General features: G+C 63.4%; 15 protein-coding genes, 1 tRNA gene, 1 pseudogene and 2 riboswitches. Of the genes and pseudogenes, 6 read left to right on the top strand and 11 right to left on the bottom strand.

Features of this window, described 5'->3' with window-relative positions; all coding sequences use genetic code 11:
- Window positions 1-175: 175 nt before the first annotated feature.
- On the top strand, window positions 176-1,993 hold the full coding sequence (locus ASG25_RS11405) for a PAS domain S-box protein (protein ID WP_062473573.1): 1,818 nt from the start codon (window positions 176-178) through the stop codon (window positions 1,991-1,993).
- A gap of 43 nt (window positions 1,994-2,036) precedes the next feature.
- Here the strand turns inward: ASG25_RS11405 and ASG25_RS11400 are convergent, their stop codons facing one another.
- From ASG25_RS11400 to gcvT, 4 genes are all read right to left on the bottom strand, one after another.
- The gene (locus tag ASG25_RS11400) at window positions 2,037-2,915 is read right to left on the bottom strand and encodes a glycosyltransferase family 25 protein (RefSeq protein WP_162242186.1); all 879 of its coding nucleotides are present in this window, start codon (window positions 2,913-2,915) and stop codon (window positions 2,037-2,039) included.
- A 114-nt stretch (window positions 2,916-3,029) separates the two neighbouring features.
- On the bottom strand, window positions 3,030-5,900 hold the full coding sequence (gene gcvP, locus ASG25_RS11390; protein ID WP_062474514.1) for an aminomethyl-transferring glycine dehydrogenase: 2,871 nt from the start codon (window positions 5,898-5,900) through the stop codon (window positions 3,030-3,032).
- Between the two features lie 11 nt (window positions 5,901-5,911).
- Window positions 5,912-6,274, bottom strand: coding sequence for a glycine cleavage system protein GcvH (gene gcvH, locus ASG25_RS11385; protein ID WP_062473564.1), 363 nt, complete (start codon window positions 6,272-6,274; stop codon window positions 5,912-5,914).
- A gap of 15 nt (window positions 6,275-6,289) precedes the next feature.
- On the bottom strand, window positions 6,290-7,426 hold the full coding sequence (gcvT, locus tag ASG25_RS11380; RefSeq protein ID WP_244475311.1) for a glycine cleavage system aminomethyltransferase GcvT: 1,137 nt from the start codon (window positions 7,424-7,426) through the stop codon (window positions 6,290-6,292).
- 83 nt (window positions 7,427-7,509) lie between these two features.
- A riboswitch (glycine riboswitch) is annotated at window positions 7,510-7,584 on the bottom strand.
- A 3-nt stretch (window positions 7,585-7,587) separates the two neighbouring features.
- Window positions 7,588-7,672, bottom strand: a riboswitch (glycine riboswitch).
- Window positions 7,673-7,982: 310 nt separating this feature from the next.
- On the opposite strand from gcvT, the pseudogene ASG25_RS11375 reads away from it, so the two are divergent.
- Window positions 7,983-8,354: pseudogene (locus tag ASG25_RS11375) on the top strand (copper chaperone PCu(A)C); the annotation flags it as partial.
- A gap of 8 nt (window positions 8,355-8,362) precedes the next feature.
- Here the strand turns inward: ASG25_RS11375 and ASG25_RS11370 are convergent.
- On the bottom strand, window positions 8,363-9,472 hold the full coding sequence (locus ASG25_RS11370) for a mechanosensitive ion channel domain-containing protein (RefSeq protein ID WP_244475283.1): 1,110 nt from the start codon (window positions 9,470-9,472) through the stop codon (window positions 8,363-8,365).
- Between the two features lie 178 nt (window positions 9,473-9,650).
- Here ASG25_RS11370 and ASG25_RS11365 point away from each other — a divergent pair, with 178 nt between their 5' ends.
- A complete protein-coding gene (locus ASG25_RS11365; RefSeq protein WP_062473555.1) occupies window positions 9,651-10,679 on the top strand; it encodes a murein L,D-transpeptidase family protein in 1,029 nt (342 codons plus the stop codon).
- Between the two features lie 162 nt (window positions 10,680-10,841).
- On the opposite strand, the gene ASG25_RS11360 is transcribed toward ASG25_RS11365, so the two are convergent.
- Window positions 10,842-11,021 (bottom strand): YegP family protein, encoded by a 180-nt coding sequence (locus ASG25_RS11360; protein ID WP_062474511.1) that lies wholly within the window; start codon window positions 11,019-11,021, stop codon window positions 10,842-10,844.
- Window positions 11,022-11,289: 268 nt separating this feature from the next.
- Between ASG25_RS11360 and ASG25_RS11355 the strand changes: the two genes are divergently transcribed.
- Window positions 11,290-11,649 (top strand): DUF4189 domain-containing protein, encoded by a 360-nt coding sequence (locus ASG25_RS11355; protein WP_062473552.1) that lies wholly within the window; start codon window positions 11,290-11,292, stop codon window positions 11,647-11,649.
- 662 nt (window positions 11,650-12,311) lie between these two features.
- Here ASG25_RS11355 and ASG25_RS22760 read toward each other — a convergent pair.
- The 4 genes from ASG25_RS22760 to ASG25_RS11340 form a co-directional block, all read right to left on the bottom strand.
- Window positions 12,312-12,452: a hypothetical protein gene (locus ASG25_RS22760; protein WP_156379737.1), complete on the bottom strand. Its 141-nt coding sequence runs from the start codon at window positions 12,450-12,452 to the stop codon at window positions 12,312-12,314.
- A gap of 111 nt (window positions 12,453-12,563) precedes the next feature.
- Window positions 12,564-12,782, bottom strand: a complete 219-nt coding sequence (locus ASG25_RS23240; RefSeq protein WP_210168463.1) for a hypothetical protein — start codon at window positions 12,780-12,782, stop codon at window positions 12,564-12,566.
- Between the two features lie 145 nt (window positions 12,783-12,927).
- Complete coding sequence (locus ASG25_RS11345; protein WP_062473547.1) at window positions 12,928-13,119, bottom strand: hypothetical protein; 192 nt, start codon at window positions 13,117-13,119, stop codon at window positions 12,928-12,930.
- Between the two features lie 294 nt (window positions 13,120-13,413).
- Window positions 13,414-13,489 (bottom strand) — tRNA-Lys (locus ASG25_RS11340).
- A gap of 267 nt (window positions 13,490-13,756) precedes the next feature.
- Between ASG25_RS11340 and ASG25_RS11335 the strand changes: the two genes are divergently transcribed.
- Together ASG25_RS11335 and ASG25_RS11330 are read left to right on the top strand one after the other, a co-directional pair.
- Entirely contained in the window at window positions 13,757-14,575 is an 819-nt protein-coding gene (locus tag ASG25_RS11335; protein WP_162242185.1) for a cytochrome c biogenesis CcdA family protein, read from the top strand.
- A gap of 31 nt (window positions 14,576-14,606) precedes the next feature.
- Window positions 14,607-15,602, top strand: a complete 996-nt coding sequence (locus ASG25_RS11330) for an AEC family transporter (protein ID WP_062473544.1) — start codon at window positions 14,607-14,609, stop codon at window positions 15,600-15,602.
- Here ASG25_RS11330 and ASG25_RS11325 read toward each other — a convergent pair.
- On the bottom strand, window positions 15,570-16,772 hold the full coding sequence (locus ASG25_RS11325) for a UbiH/UbiF family hydroxylase (protein ID WP_062474508.1): 1,203 nt from the start codon (window positions 16,770-16,772) through the stop codon (window positions 15,570-15,572). The two genes, ASG25_RS11330 and ASG25_RS11325, sit on opposite strands and share 33 nt — an antisense overlap.
- Window positions 16,773-17,000: the final 228 nt, after the last annotated feature.

The raw sequence follows: 17,000 nt of genomic DNA, 5'->3' as shown, positions 1-17,000 counted from the left end.
GCTGCCATAAGGCGGTCGGACGCGTCTGGAACAGAAGAGTGACGTGGTCTCGGCCACGTCTCCGGGATGTTCTGGCGTCTGCGGCAGAATGACGTATCATGCCGACCGACTTCAACCGGCAGGGCGTTGTCGCTCCGATCAGGCGCCTTGCCCCGACACGCTGCAGAGGCCCGCTTTGCCGATCCCGGACCGGACGATTCTCCAGGCGCTCTACGATGCTCTTCCCGATGCCGTTGTTGTCACAGATCTTCGGGGGCTGATCCAGTCAGCCAACCCGGGATGCGCGACCGTCTTCGGCTATGACCCCGTTTCCCTGATCGGTCAGCCCTTTTCCCTTCTGGTCGACGGCGCTGGCGAAGCGGACGCCACTGTCGATCAATCGGGCCCCGTTCTCTACAGGCGCGCGGATGGCGCGTCTTTTTCCGGCATGACGCGGACGGTCGCCGTGCATGGCGACGCGGGGGGCGACCCATATGTCCTTCGGGTCATTTCGATCCGCCACCGGCCCGACGTCCCGGAGATCGCCTCGTCCTCCCGAGCAGTCGATACCGCGCTTGATGTGATCGCCGAAGGCATCGCCATCTACGACCGGGACGAGCGTCTGCTTCTCTGCAACAGGGCTTATCGTGCTCTCTTCGGCCCGGTCGGAGACCGCTTGCGGATCGGCATGTCCGTGGTCGAGATCGCGGCCAGTTTCCTGTCTGCCGACGGGATGGCGCCCGCACCCCCGGGATCTCCGGAAGCGGAAGCGTGGGTGACACGGCAGCTCGACTTCTTCCGACGGGCCGATGGCCGCGCCGAGATCATCTCCTACGGCAATGGCCGCTGGCTGAGGGCCGAAAACACGCTGATGGCCGACGGCAATACGGTGGTAATCCGCGTCGATGTGACCGATCTCAAGCGCGTCGAAATGGCCCTGGAGCGTCAGCGCCAGGATTACGCGACGCTCGTCGAAACCATTCCCGATCTCATCACCCGGCTCTCGCCGGATCTGGTCTATACCTTCGTCAACCAGCGGTTCGCAGCCTTTATCGGCCTGTCTCCGGACGCTGTCGTCGGGCGGAAGGTCGGCGATTTCATCGATCGCGAGGATCCGTTGACAGCCACGCTTCGCGGCCTGACGCCGGATGCCCCGGCAACGATGCGTGAGCAACGCCGGATCACGGCTGGTGGCGCGGAGGTCTGGATCCAGTGGTCGAACCTGGCCGTTTTCGAGGGCGAAGAACTGGTCGAATATGTCACCGTGGGCCGGGACATTACCGAGATCAAGCAGCAGCAGATCCGGATTGCCGAGCAGAGTTTCGAGCTCCAGCGCAAGAACGACGCGCTTGGACAGTTCACGAGCAGCGTGTCCCACGATCTCAAGGCGCCGATGCGGCAAATCTCCATGTTCGCCGAGATGATCTCCGACGACATCGCAACGAACGATCTCGGCAACGTTTCATCCTACGCGGCGAAGCTTCATGAAAAGTCGCGACGCCTGATCCAGCTGGTCGACAGTCTGCTCGACTATGCGCGGATCGCCGACAGGATCGCGAGCCCCCAGCGTGTCCAGCTGCGCGAGGTCGTGGAAGACGCGCTCGGCAACCTTCAGGCGCACATCGACGAGAGCGGCGCGCGCGTTGTCGTCGAGCACCTCCCGGATGTGATCGGCGATCAGGAACTCCTGAAGCGGCTGTTCCAGAACATCATCGGGAATGCCATCAAGTATCGCCGGACAGGCGTGGCGCCGGAGCTGACCATCAACGGGTGGCGGGAAGGGAGCTTCGTCCACATCGCCTTTCCCGACAACGGCGTCGGGATCGACCCTCGTCACGCTGACCGGATCTTCGATATCTTCCAGCGACTTCATCGCAACGAGGATCTCTATCCCGGAACCGGCGTCGGCTTGTCGCTCGCCCGCCGGATCGCCGAAAGTCACGGCGGAACGATCGTTCTCGACCCTCAATACCGGGCCGGCGCCCGGTTCATCGTCAGCCTGCCTGCCGCCTGACACGCAAGCGCCAACCAGCAACGCTCAGGGAACGACACACGGCTTACCGTGTTGCTTTCGCGGGGTCGGCGGGCGCGCCCGCTGTCTCCATGTCGAGCGGCGTCTCCGCGGTTCGGCAATGGGCCGGGACGATGTGCGGGACGTGGTTGAGCCGCAGGCGGACATACCGCACGGCCGATGGTATCGTTTTCGGCAAGGCCGCCAGCTGCTGGATCAGCCGCATTGCCTCCCGCCTGATCTTCAATGAGGGCGCGAGCCGTGTCGTGGGCCGGACGCCGTCTCTGATCGTGCTACCAAGAGCGCTGGCCCATGTCGGCAAAAGCCGGCCTTGTTTCACAAGGGCAGGGACCATCTGGTGCACCTTCATGTAGCGCATCACCGGGAAGGACGGATCGAACAGGAAGTGATCGATCTGGCAGGGCACGCGGCTCTCTGCAAGGGCGAGCAGCTGGATGGCACCATCCTTCGTCAGGAGATAGCCCGCGCTGCCCAGATGCAGGCTCGACAACCGATGGTGTCGGTATCCCTCAGCAAAGGTGAAACCGCGGCGGGACAGAAGCACGGGCTGGCCGTGCGACTCGATCTTCACGAGATCGGCCATTGTGTGGATGTTTCCGGTCGACAGGAGCGCTCCGGCTCCCTCCGCAAGGACGATGTCGTCCTCGAAGATGGCGACCACGGGATCCGAGCCATCCGCGACGAGACGCCAGCATGCGCGATGACTGAGGAAGCAGGCGACCTCGGCGTCGGTCAGGGGTTTCCATCCGCGTCGGAGGCTCGGCAGGGCGACGGCGGGGTCGGGCAAGTGATTTGCATCGACGGCCGACACGCGCTCGGGGACAAGACCCTGACGCTCGAACTCCGCCAGGACATGCTGCCAACGCTCGGGGGAGCGATCCAGATTGATAATTAAGCATCTCATGATGGACCGTCGTAGCGCAAGTTGCGGCGGGACGGTAGCCATGTCTGGACGAAACAGATCGTTCTCGTCCAAAAAATGCGCGGCGCCGCTGCGAGGAGTGACGCCGCAGCAGTTCTACTCGGCTGCTTCTGCGTAGTCCTCAAGGGGCGGGCAGGTGCAGATCAGGTTGCGGTCGCCATAGACGTTGTCGACGCGATTGACGGGCGACCAGTATTTGTCCACCCGGAAGGCGCCCGGCGGGAAGCAGGCCTGTTCGCGCGAATAGGGACGATCCCATTCTCCGACGAGGTCTTCGACCGTATGCGGGGCATTCTTCAGCGGGTTGTTGGTCCGATCAAGACGGCCATCCTCGACGGCGCGCGCTTCCTCGCGGATGGCAAGCATCGCATCGCAGAAACGATCGATCTCCGCCTTGGTTTCCGACTCCGTCGGCTCGACCATCAGCGTGCCAGCGACAGGCCAGCTCATCGTCGGGGCATGGAAGCCGCAGTCGATGAGACGCTTGGCGACATCGTCGACGGTCACGCCGGCGCTGTCGGCCAGCGGGCGCGTGTCGATGATGCATTCATGCGCGACCCGCCCCTTAGCCGACTTGTAGAGCACGTCATAGGCGCCCTTCAGCCGTGCGGCGATGTAGTTGGCGTTGAGGATGGCGACCTTGGTTGCCTGCGTCAGGCCTTCGCCGCCCATCATCAGGCAGTAGCTCCAGGAAATCGGCAGGATCGATGCCGAGCCGAACGGCGCGGCGGACACGGCGCCCGTTCCGGCGCTTTCCGGGTTGGACGGATCGCGCGGGAGATAGGGCGCGAGATGCGCCTTCACGCCGATCGGCCCCATGCCCGGACCACCACCGCCATGCGGAATGCAGAAGGTCTTGTGAAGATTGAGGTGGCTGACGTCGGAGCCGATATCGCCCGGACGCGAAAGGCCGACCATCGCGTTCATGTTGGCGCCATCCAGATAGACCTGGCCCCCATGTCGGTGGACGATTTGGCAGACCTCGCGCACGCTTTCCTCGAACACGCCATGGGTCGACGGGTAGGTGATCATGCAGCAGGAGAGAGTATCCGCATACTGCTCTGCTTTTGCACGGAAATCCTCCATATCGATATCGCCGTTCGCACTGACCTTGACGACCACGACCTTCATGCCGACCATCTGTGCGGAGGCCGGATTGGTGCCGTGAGCGGAGGTCGGGATGAGGCAGATGTCGCGGTGTCCCTCGTTGTTGGCGAGATGATAGGCGCGGATCGTCAGCAGGCCGGCATATTCCCCTTGCGCGCCGGAATTCGGCTGCATGGAAATGGCGTCGTATCCTGTGACGGCGCAGAGCTTCTGGGAAAGATCGTCGATCATCGCCTTGTAGCCGAGAGCCTGATCGGCGGGAACGAACGGATGGATCTCGGCGAACTCCGGCCAGGTGATCGGCAGCATTTCGGCCGTGGCATTCAGCTTCATCGTGCAGGAGCCGAGCGGGATCATCGCGCGGTCGAGCGCGAGGTCGCGATCCGAAAGCCGGCGGATGTAGCGGGTCATTTCGCTTTCCGCGCGGTTCATGTGGAAGATCGGATGCGTGAGGTAGGCACTGCGGCGCAGCAGTGCCGACGGCAGGCGGTAGTCCGGCTCGAACGTGGATACTTCAAAATCGCCGCCGAAGGCGCGCCAGACCGACTGGAGCGTGATCGGACGGGACCGCTCGTCAAGACTGATCCCGATGCGGGTCTCGCCGATCTTGCGCAGGTTCACACCTTCCGCGACGGCTGCCTTCATGATGACGGACTGAAGTTTTCCGACCTCGACGGTAATGGTGTCGAAGAAGGTTTCGGGCTCGACCGTATAGCCGAGCGCCTCGAGGCCCTTGGCGAGACGCACCGTCTTCTGGTGGATGCTCTGGGCGATCGCCTTGATGCCTTCCGGACCATGGAAGACGGCATACATCGACGCCATCACGGCCAGAAGCACCTGCGCGGTGCAGATGTTCGACGTCGCCTTCTCGCGCCGGATATGCTGCTCGCGCGTCTGGAGCGACAGGCGATAGGCGCGATTGCCGCGGCTGTCGACCGAAACGCCGACGAGCCGGCCGGGCATGGACCGCTTGTGCGTGTCCTTGACGGCCATATAGGCTGCGTGCGGGCCGCCATAGCCGACGGGCACGCCGAAACGCTGTGTCGAGCCGATGGCGATGTCGGCACCCATTTCACCGGGCGACTTCAGGAGAGCGAGGGCCATTGGATCGGCGGCGACCACGGCAATCGCCCCCGTCTGGTGAAGGCGCGCGATCAGACCGGTGAAGTCGCTGACATGACCGTAGGTCCCGGGATACTGGAAGATCGCACCGAACACGTCGGCCGACTGCAGATCCTCGAAGGGATTGCCGACGAGAATCGTCCAGCCGAGCGGTTCCGCCCGGGTCTGCAGGAGCGCGATGGTCTGCGGGTGGCAGTTTTCATCGACAAAGAACGTCTTCTGCTTGGATTTCGAGACGCGTTCGGCCATGGCCATGGCTTCGGCCGCAGCCGTCGCCTCGTCCAACAGCGAGGAGTTGGCGACGTCGAGACCCGTGAGATCGCAGACCATGGTCTGGTAATTCAGGAGCGCTTCAAGCCGACCTTGGCTGATCTCCGGCTGATAGGGCGTGTAGGCCGTGTACCAGGCCGGGTTTTCCAGGATGTTGCGCTGCACGACCGGAGGGGTAATCGTGCCGTAATATCCCTGTCCGATCAGCGACACGAGCGGCTTGTTCATGTTCGCCGTTTCGCGCAGCGTGTCGAGCGCCTCGCGTTCGGTCAGCGCCGCACCCCAGGCGAGCGGCGTCTTCTGGCGAATGGACGCCGGGACGGTGTCGTCGATCAGGGCGTCGAGCGAGGGATAGCCGATCACCTTGAGCATCGCGTCCATTTCGGACGGCGAGGGGCCGATATGGCGGCGATTGGCAAAGTCGTAGGGCTGATAGTCCGTGAAGGTGAAATCAGCCGGCGTGCTCACGGGCGTCGTCATCAGGCAATCAGCTCCTTATAGGCATCCTCGTCGAGCAGCGCGTTGGCGGCCGAGGGATCGGAGAGTTTCAGCTTGAAGAACCAGCCGGCCCCCTGCGGGTCGCCGTTCACGAGCGCGGGATCCTCGACAATGGCCGGATTGGTCTCGACGATCTCGCCGTCGAGTGGACAATAGACGTCCGAGGCGGCCTTGACGGACTCGACCGTGGCCGCGCTCTCGCCCTTCGTCAGCGCCGTGCCGTCTTCGGGAAGCTCCACGAAAACGAGGTCGCCCAGTTGATCGGCGGCGTGCTTGGTGATGCCGACCGTTGCGATGTCGCCATCGATCTGCAGCCATTCATGTTCGTCGGTGAATTTCAGCATGGAATTGGCTCCTGATCAGCGCTTGTAGGTGGGGGTGATGAAAGGAAGGGCGCAAACGGTCATGGCGATAAACTTGCCGCGCAGTTCCGCAAAGACGGTGGTACCCGGTGCTGCACGCCCGGTTTCGACATAACCCATGGCGACGGGATGGCCGACGGTCGGGCCGAAACTGCCGGACGTGACCTTGCCGATCTCGGTCGTGCCGGTCGCATCCGTATAGAGCGTCGCGCCGCCGCGGACCGGTGCCTTGCCGTCGGGCTTCAGACCGACGCGCCGCCGCGCGGCACCATTGGTCAGCGCATCGAGGATCGTGCCGGCGCCAGGAAAGCCGCCGCACCGGGCGCCCCCCATCCGCCGCGATTTCTGCATCGCCCATTCAAGGGCACCCTCGACCGGATTGGTGCTCGTATCGATGTCGTTGCCATAAAGGCAAAGGCCGGCTTCGAGCCGCAGCGAGTCTCGGGCCCCGAGACCGATCGGCAGCACGTCGGGATGATCGAGCAGACGGCGGGCGATATCCTCGGCCTTGTCGGCGGGAATGGAGATCTCGAAGCCATCTTCCCCGGTATATCCGGAGCGGGAAATGATGCAGGGAACATCATGGATCAGGGCTTCCGCGACGTCCATGAAGCGCATGCCCGCCACATCGGCCCAGAGCTCCGCCAGCACGTCTTCCGCACGCGGGCCCTGCAGCGCCAGAAGCGCGCGGTCCTCGAGCAAAGTCAGGGCGAAACGATCGCCGAGATGCGCCTTCAGATGGGCAAAATCAGCATCCTTGCAGGCTGCGTTGACGACGATCAGGAAGCGGCCGGGAAGCCGGGCGATCATCAGGTCATCGAGAATGCCGCCCGTCTCGTCGGTGAAGAGCGCGTAGCGCTGTCGGCCCTCGGCGATTCCGAGGACATCGACGGGAACAAGGCTCTCCAGAGCCCGTGCCGCATCCTCCAGCGTCCCGGAGGCGGCGCGCAGCTCGACCTGGCCCATATGCGACACGTCGAACAGGCCGGCGGCGGCGCGGGTATGAAGGTGCTCCTTCAGAACGCCGGCGGGATATTGTACCGGCATGTCGTAGCCAGCGAAGGGCACCATGCGGGCGCCCAGTTCCAGATGCAGGGCGTGCAAGGGCGTCTGCTTCAATGCGGCGTCGTTCAAGGCTGTGTGATCGTCCAAATCCGGTCTCCAGGTTGGCGACATGCGCCGGCTCGCGTCAACGCGCACGGAATCGTGCCGTCGATTGAGCCCCCTCTGTTCCTGTGCCTGAGATTGTTATCCCTTCGGCGAGCGAAATGCTTCTCTCCAGAGTCCTGCCGGCATCCTGCTGGTTCGTGGGCCTGAGAGTTTCCGGGGCGGTTGCTCCTTCGGCACCAGCGCGAAGCTGGATTCTCCCAACAAGATCGCCCTCAGATAAGAAGGATCGCCCATCCTTGGCAAGCGGAAAATGTCGCAGGGACCAAGATTTTCGTCGCCACTGGTATGGTCGCGCGGACGGCTCTGCGGATGGTGCGAGCACTCTCTGCCGCCTTGCTTTATGGAGGGGTCGCTGTAGGAATGCGTCTGGCTCATCTGGCCGCATGCTGCCCACGGAGATCACGATATGCCTTCGGTAAAGACGTTTCTCGCTGCCCTGACGCTGGCCCTGCCATCTCTCCTCGCCGTGATGCCTGCGCTGGCCACCGAGAGCGCCGTTCCCGGCAGCCAGGTCGTGAGCGGAGCCCTGACGCTGTCGGGCGGCGGCGCCAAGCCGATGCCACCCGGGGCGAAGGTCGGTGGTGGGGGATTGACCATCGGCAATGCCGGGCCGTCCGACGACCGGCTGGTCTCTGTCGAAAGCCCGGCCGCCGGACGCGTCGAACTGCACGAAATGACGATGGAAAACGACGTGATGCGCATGCGCAAGCTCGACGGCATACCTGTGCCCGCGGGGCAGACGGTGACGCTGGCCGGCAACGGGCTGCATCTGATGTTCATGGATGTCGTTAAGCCGTTTCGCCAGGGCGACGCGATCCCTTTGACGCTGCATTTTCAGAACGCCGGAGCGGTCGCCTACACGCTGCCGGTGGGCACGCTCGCCGCGCAATAGCTAGCGTGTCACGCGTGCGCACGCCGGGGCGTCGTCACGGCGATGCTTCCGACGGGTTCCGCTGTCCGCAATTCCGCGCGCAGGTGCGGAAGCGCGTTCGGATAGGTCTCGGCGATGAACCCGATCATCTTCTCGCGCATCTCGCAACGGAGATCGAAGGTGCGGGCAGCATTGGCAGCAGAGCAGAGAATGCGGATTTCCACCGTCTCGGGCTTTAGGTCCGTCACGGCGATGTTGATGACCTGACCGTCCCACAGGGCGGAGGCCTTCGCGATCTTCTCCGCCTCCCTGCGGATCGCATCGACCGGAACGCTGTAGTCGAGATAGAGCATCACGGTGCCGATCAGGGCGGCGGTTTCGCGCGTCCAGTTCTGGAAAGGCTTCTCGATGAAATAGCTGAGCGGCAGCACGAGCCGGCGCCAGTCCCAGATCTTGACGACGACATAGGTCGCGGTGATCTCTTCCACATTGCCCCATTCGCCTTCGATCAGAAGCGCATCATCGAGGCGGATGGGCTGGGTGATCGCCAGTTGGATGCCTGCAAACAGGTTCTTCAGGACCGGCTGGAGGGCCAGACCGAGCACGATGCCGGCGACCCCGGCGGAGGCCAGGAGGCTCACCCCGTATTGCTGCACGGCGGGGAACGTCATGAGGCAGGCGGCCACGCCGAGAATGATGATAATGGAGCCGGCAATGCGCTCCATGATGCGCGATTGTGTGACGTGCTTGCGCGCCAGAAGATTGTCCTCGGCATCCAGCTTGAAGCGGCGCAGATAGACGGTGGTCCAGATGTGCAGGGTGACCTTCGCGATCCATGCGCAATCCAGGATGAACCCAAGGAGAAGAATGTGATGCAGCGTGCCGGCCTGATTGTCTCTCAGCGGCGCGATGGAAACGCCGAACGAGAGCGCGACCATGATGGCGAGCAGGCGCATCGGACGCTCCGTTCGCGCGACCAGCGACCGCCAGAACAGGTCGTATTTCGCGGCGATGCGTGTCGCGATGTCGAACAGAACCCGATGGGAGAAGAGGCCGATACCGAACAACAGCGCCAAAAGGACGATGCTGACGGCCCAGGCAGGCACCCAGCGGAGAGATTGGTCAAGCCATGTGATCATTTCGCTCATGGCGCAAGGGTAGTGTGCACTGCAGCATTTGGAAGGGTCGGACAGCTTATTGTGATCGCGCTCATCCGTTCGGGTTCAGGAAAGCTTAACCTTGTAGAGCCAGTGTTCGACGTCCGCTCATGTGTGGACGCGACACAACTTTGTCGCGATTGCCATCGATAGAGGCCGCATGCCCACATTTCCGACCCTGAAAGCCCTCCGCAAGGCCTCTATCCTGACCGCCGTCTCGGTTGCCCTGGGCGTGGCGCTCAGCGGCTGCATGGCGCTGGACATCACCGAAGCGCCGCCGAAGCTCTCCTCGAAAATGCTGGCCGAGATGAGCCGCAAGGGCATGAAGGCGGAAAGCCCCGTTCTCGTGCGGATCTTCAAGCAGGAAAGCGAACTGGAGATCTGGAAGGTCGATCGCAGCGGCAAATATGCGCTCCTGAAGACCTATCCGATCTGTCGCTGGTCGGGCGACCTTGGCCCGAAGCGGAAATCGGGCGACCGGCATGCGCCGGAAGGATTCTATCATGTCACGAAAGGCATGCTCAATCCGAACTCGCAGTTCTACGTCTCGTTCAATCTCGGCTACCCCAATCAGCTTGAAAGCGCGCTCGGCTATACCGGGGAGGCCCTGATGGTGCACGGCGCCTGCTCGTCGTCGGGCTGCTACGCCATGACCGATCAGGGCATCGGCGAAATCTACGCCGTCGTCGCAGAGGCGCTCGATAGCGGGCAGGCGAGTTTCCAGGTTCAGGCCTATCCGTTCCGGATGACGGCTGCCAACATGGCGGCGCATCGCGGCGATGCGAACCTCGCTTTCTGGCGCGTTCTCAAAGAGGGCTACGACGCCTTCGAGGTTACGCGTCGGCAACCGAAGGTCTCGGCCTGCGGCGGTCGCTACGTGTTCGACAAGGCGTTCGTCGAGGGCGAGCCGTCCGACCCGCTGGCGCCGTGCCCCGAGGCGACACCCGGCATCGAACCGCAGGCTCTGGCGAAGATCGCGCAGGAGAGCCGCGCGATCGATGCGTTGATCGGCGGACCGGTTCCCGTCAGCGCGTCCATGAGCGCCTATGTCGACGGCGGCATGCATCCGGTCTTTCGCACGCTTCTGAAGCAGGCCGGCGCGAAGGGCATGGCAGCGAAGGTCTCCGGAACGAAGTATCCGATCAGCCGTCCGGAAGCGGCGCTTGCCGATCCCTTCGCAGGAAAGTAGCCGTCGGACAGGAGACGTCGGACAGAAGAGCGGCCGGCGCGGATGCGCGCCGACCGCTCTGTTCGGATCGGGCTATCCGGCTGCGGCTGACGCTCGCAGGCGCGCGTCGGAGCCGTGATCGGACACCCTGATGATCAGCGCACGATCATCACGCCGTGGCGATCAGACCGGCGTACACGTCATGCCGTTGCGCCGCGCGTTTGCGATGCAATCCGACTTGTTGACATAGCTTTCACTCGACTGTCCGACGATTGCGCCGTTTCGCGCCTTCCGCCTCCAGCGCCAGCCGTTCGACGCATAGATCTCCCACGTGTCGCCGTTCGCGTCCTTGCATTCTGCCATTGTCATCTCCCATTTCGTGACGACGACGTTCTATGTAATCTACGGCTTCTCTACTACCAATTTGCCGCATCTTCAGATTGCATTCGCAAGACGATATGCGCGTTAACCAAGCGGATTAGGCATCACGCCATTTAAATGCGAAGGCCGCCGGGCGGACCGATTGTCGTCGGTTCTCTTGTCTTGTAGCCTGTTCAAGGAGGCCTTGCCGTTGCGGCGAGGAGGATGGACGAACGTTTGAAGGTTCGTCCTCAATTGTCTGGGGGGACACATGAAAACGTTCGTACGCACAGCGCTTATCACGCTCACTCTGCTCGCCGGTCCGGTCACGTCCGCCTTCGCTTTCGGGGCGATCGCCGTCAACGACTCGCAGGGCACGGCAGCCAGTGAAGCGGGCTATGGCATGGGATGGGGAAGTTCGCGCCAGGAAGCCGAGCGCAACGCGGTGCGGGAATGCAAATCGGCCGGCAATGAAGACTGCACGGTGGCCGTCTGGTTCGAGCGCTGCGGTGCCTATGCGGGCGACCGGGTCAACTACGGCATCGGATATGGATCGACTCTGAAAGCTGCCGAAAAAATGGCGACGGCCGACTGCCCGAATTGTCAGATTATCGTTTCGGATTGCCAGTAGTCCTGCACGGACAACCACGCTGGATGGGCAACAGCCTTCATATTGCCGGAGGCCGAGGCCCTCTCTCCCCAACCGTCGAGAGGGATCAGAGACGGTGAACGGTCTCGATGTTTGCTCGGGGCGCAGCTGTGCCCCGATGCGGGACGAGAACAATCGTCAGAACGGTCGCAACGAGGCATGCAATCAGGATCACGCCCAGGGGCAGGGAGGTTGGTTTCATCGTCGCAGTCCACTCGGTCGATTGAAGGCATCGCACACATGACAGGAGTCGCGGTGCTCTTCAAGCTATTGCACATATACGCATCATCCGGATCCGAAAATCGGTGTGACGCGACCACCAGTGTGCCTTGAAAAACTGTCCGCAAGCTGTCCTGCGATCGGCAGCGTTGCCGTGCGCGAACCAAGCGAGCGGACCGCGCATCCAAATGACGAACTTTCGAGAGGAATGTCTTGCGTAAGCAAGATATGATCATACATCAGTCCTGGAAAGGATGGCCCGCCATGTATGATTTCATGATGAAGGAGTTGATTCTTGTGATCGCCGCCCTGTGCGCCGTGTCATTCCTGATGTTTTTCGCGCTCTCGCTCGGCGCTTAAGGGCAATTCGCAAGCGGTCGTCGCCGCGACGTGTCGAGCCTGCGACGCGAGGCGGGATTTCAAACTCAGAATACGAACAGGCCGATCACCATCGCGATGGGAACGGGAACGCCCACCACCCAGACCAGCAGTTCGCGCATCATGAAGGCATGATAGTCGTCGCGTTCTACGGCTTTCCGACCATTCCTTTTCCACGTGTCAAGCATCGCACATCTCCGTCAGAGCCGCTTTCGCCGCTTCAACTAGGGTGATGCAATTTCGTTCCGCAGCCGAAACCCGGTGACGCGTGGCTGCCATTACCTGCTTGTCAGTCGGTCTCAGGTCTCACGCGATGTCTGCCCGGACGCGTTCACGGCCTCCCGGCCGGCATCATCGCCGCGTTCGTCCTTGGCGTCCTGATCCCCCGAGTCAGCACGTTCGGTGTCCTCAACGCCATGACCGTCGCGGTTTCCTTTTGAGGTGTTGGTCGCCTGCGACGCCTTCTGGTCTTCGGCTTGATCGACGGGACGAAAATCGCCGTTCTCGCCGCCAGCCATCGGGATTTTCCGAAACTCGATCATACCGCGCGCTCCCAATCCTTCAGGTGCGGCGGAAACGGCTCTGCGAAGGAAAATGTTCCTTATGGCACCAATGACGGGCGCCTTCAGCGCGGCCGTGCGCAAAAGCTGTCGGGCGATGGAATCAGGCGCGATCGACGGGCATCGCCGCATAAAAATCGAGTTCCAGACTCTGCTGCGCCCGTGCCCGCGTAAGCAGCGCCATGAGAACGGCCGAGATGCTCTCGATCCTCTGGGCGTCCGATCCTCCTTCGGTCGCCTTGAGTATTTCTATGGTTTCGTCGATCCACTCGATCTCGGACGTCTGCTCGCGCATTTGCTCCCCCAGGTTGCCGAAGCTCTATAGATCGTTTTCGAGCCGACGGGAATTGGCTCGGCAAAAAATGTCTGCGCAGAACGTACGAATCTCCTATCCAAAAGAGGCTGGCGGCGTTGTGGGGAAGGTTCACCATGCGGCACGACCGCCGCGAACGGTCCAACCCGCAGTTGACAAGGGCCATTCCTGGTCAGTCGCCGCTGCCCGGACGGCCGATGCCGTGCCGTATCGCATCGTCGCCCGTGCCATGGGAGCGACGCGCTTGTGATGTTCGTCCGAAGAGAAGAATGAGAGTGGTGAGCGCGCAGGGATTCGAACCCTGGACCTACAGATTAAAAGTCCGTTGCTCTACCAACTGAGCTACGCGCTCCCGCGCCGGGCGGTGGACCGCCTGGCGAAAGTTGGCGGAGATATGCATAGGCGCGCCGTCGCGGTCAACCCAAAAATCCGTCGTCCTCCGATTTCCCCGCGCCTCGAATGCTGTCTGCCCTGGCTGTCGTACCCCGATATCGAGGATCCCCGCGGCAGATCCGGAACCGCCGGCATCGACGTCTGCCGGCAAATGGCGTGGTCGCCGACCTGCGGCGTCAGGCACCATTGCTGGCGGCGGCATCGCGCGATAACACAGGTGCGACGCGTGTCGTGGAACCGGGGTCCGCGGAAGCGCGACGCCGATCACCGCGACCCCATGGTTTCGAAGGACGTGCTTGTGTCGATTGCCGATATCTCGATCTGGACCGCGGTGCTGGCGGGAGCCCTGTCGTTCCTGTCGCCCTGCGTGCTGCCGCTCGTGCCACCCTATCTCTGCTATATGGCGGGGGTTTCCGTCGATCAGTTCCGCGCCCGCGACGGGCAGCCGGCTGTCGCGACGCGCCGGGCCGTGCTTCCCTCGGCCCTCCTGTTCACGCTCGGATTTTCCACCGTCTTCATCGCGCTGGGGATCGGTGCATCGTCGGTCGGGCTGCTTCTGCGCCAGCATATGGACCTGCTGTCGCGGATCGGCGGTGTCGTCGTCATCATCATGGGGCTGCATTTTCTCGGGGTGCTGCGGATCGGGCTTCTCGGGCGCGAGGCGCGCTTTCAGGGCGGGGGGAAGCCGGCGACGCTTTCGGGCGCCTACATCATGGGCCTCGCGTTCGGCTTCGGCTGGACGCCCTGCATCGGCCCCGTGCTGGGGACGATCCTCGGTGTCGCCGCATCGCGCGACACGGTGTCGGAAGGCGCCGGGTTGCTCGCCGTCTATTCCCTCGGCCTCGCCATTCCCTTCTGGATCGCCGCTGCGTTCTCGGGAGCATTCATGGGGTTCCTGTCGCGCTTTCGCCGACATCTCGGCCTTGTCGAGAAAATCATGGGCGCGCTTCTCATCGTGACCGGCCTTGCATTTCTGTTCGGGCTGGTCAGCACGGTCTCCATCTGGTTTCAGCAGACGTTTCCCGTGCTGATGCAGATCGGCTGAGAGAGATGCCATCTGCCGTCGGGATCATGCCATGAGCGATATCTTCAGCCTGGTTGCACCGTTTTTCGGCCTCATTCTGCTCGGCTACGGCGCCGCCTATCTCCTCGGGCGGCGAACGACAGGTCCGGCCGAGGCGGTAAAGCCGGGTCTCGAGGGTATGGCATGGCTGAACGCCTACATTCTCTATCTTGCCTTGCCGTCCCTGTTCTTCACGCTGATTTCCCGCACGCCGATCCATGAGTTGACGCGGTTCGATTTCATTCTCGCCGACGTCGCCGCGACCTATTCGATCTTCACGTTGCTCTTCGTCGTTGCGCGCTTCGTGCGCCGGACGTCGCTGGCGGAAGCGACCGTGCAGGGGCTCGCCGGCGCCTATGGCAATATCGGCTATATGGGGCCGGGGCTGGCCCTGATGGCGCTCGGGGAGCGGGCGGCGGTGCCCGTGGCGTTGATTTTCTCGGTCGAGAACGTCGCGCACTTCATCACGGCGCCGGCGATGATGGCGATTGCCGGAAGCGAAAAGCAGACCGCGGCGAGGCTTGCACTGTCCGTCGTGCGCAAGATCCTGCTGCACCCGTTCATTCTGGCAACGGCCATCGGCGTCGCAGCCGCCGCCTTCCAGCTCCAGCCACCGGTCGCGATCCGGCGGCTGATCGAAGCGCTGGCGCCGACCGCTGCGCCCTGTGCGCTGTTTGCGATGGGCGTGACGCTCGGGCTGCGGCCGCTGAGGCGCGTGCCGGTGGAACTGACCTATATCGTTCCGGTAAAGCTCCTGCTGCATCCGGCCGTCATGTATCTCGGCATGAGCGCCGCCGGCCATTTCGAGCCCGTCTGGGTGCAGGCCGCCGTTCTGCTCGCCGCATTGCCCACGGCGACCAACGTCTTCGTGATCGCCGAGCAGTATGGCGTCTGGCAGGAGCGGGCTTCCGCGACGATCCTCATCACCACCGCGCTGTCGATGCTGAGCGTCACCGGCCTGCTTTATCTGATCGGATCAGGCGGAGTGCCGGCCGATCTTTTCCCGTAGGCCGCCAAGGACCGACCGGATCGCGCTGCCGGGCCGCAACCCCTCCTGCATCACCAGACTGCGCAGGGCTCCGGCCGACGACAGGGCCTGGAGCCCCCCGGTTCGCACCATCTGCACCGGCAGGAAGCCCGTAAGCAGGGAGCGGTTCAAAAGGTCCACGCTGACTGTCCGGCTCAGGATGTCGGCCCGGCGACGGCGGTCGTAGCGATCGCCGATATCCGCGGCGATCGACGGCGCGTCCGCCAGCATGGACACCAGCGCCATGACGTCGCGCAGGCTGAGGTTCAGGCCCTGTGCGCCGATGGGCGGAAAGGCGTGTGCGGCCTCTCCGACGAGAATGATGCGTCCTTTGCCGAATCGGGTCGCGGCCATGCCGGAAAGCGGGAAGGCCTGCGGCTCGCTGTCCACGGTCACCTTGCCCAGCATGGATTGCATGCGCTGCTCCACCGCCAGCGACAAGGCGGCGGCGTCTTGGGTCACCATCTCTGCAGCCTGCGCGGGGGTCATGACCCAGACGAGGCTGGAGCGATGGCCCGGCAACGGAACCTGGGTGAACGGGCCTTGCTGCGTATGAAATTCGGTCGAGACATTTTCGTGGGAGCGCTCATGCGCGAAATTGAGGACGACGGCCGTCTGGGGATAGCTCCAGGTGCGCGTCTCGATGCCGCGGGCTTCGCGAACGAGCGAGCGTCGTCCGTCGGCGCCGATCACCAGCGAGGCCGTGACCGCGCGGCCCTCCGTCAGCGTGAGCGTGCAGGCGGCCGGGTGCTCCTCGAGGCCTTCCAGCCGTGCATCGATGCGGGAAATGGATGGCGATTCGGCGATGCGCGCGTTGAGGGCATCAAGAAGCGGCGCGTTGGGAAGATTGTAGCCGAACGCCTCAAGCCCGATCTCCGCTGCGCGGAAGGTAACGACGGGTGCACGGAGCAGGCGATCGGTCCCGTCGATGATGCGCAGCGTGGCCAGCGGCGCTCCAAGGGCTGTGACCTCGTTTCCGAGGTCAAGCTTTCCGAGAAAGCCGATCGCCTCGTCCATCAAGGCCGTCGTGCGCCCATCCGACGGGGCAGGTGGCGCGATCAGGGCCACGCTGCGCCCGTCGCGCGACAGGGCGATTGCGGCCAGCGCTCCGGCAAGGCCTGCGCCGATGATGGCGATATCGTAATGATCCATGATCCGGTCCCTTTCTTTCGCCTTGGCCCCGCCGCCCTGTCCCCGCCGCCCGGGCCCCGCCATGCCGCGTGCGGCCATTCGTCCCGGCCTGTTCCCGGCCATTGCGCGATCGATCGCCGAAGACCAGCTGGTACCGCTGATCAGCGCCTCGAGCTGCCGATGCCGCGCGCCGACAGGTCGCGTCGACCGTCTCCCACGCTCACATCTAGCGCCGACCTCGGGCTTTTG

This window comes from Rhizobium sp. Leaf384 (assembly GCF_001424065.1).
In the GTDB taxonomy this organism is placed as follows: Bacteria; Pseudomonadota; Alphaproteobacteria; order Rhizobiales; family Rhizobiaceae; genus Ferranicluibacter.
Note: the sequence above shows the minus strand (reverse complement) of the source record. Positions and strands in the feature narration are given on the sequence as shown.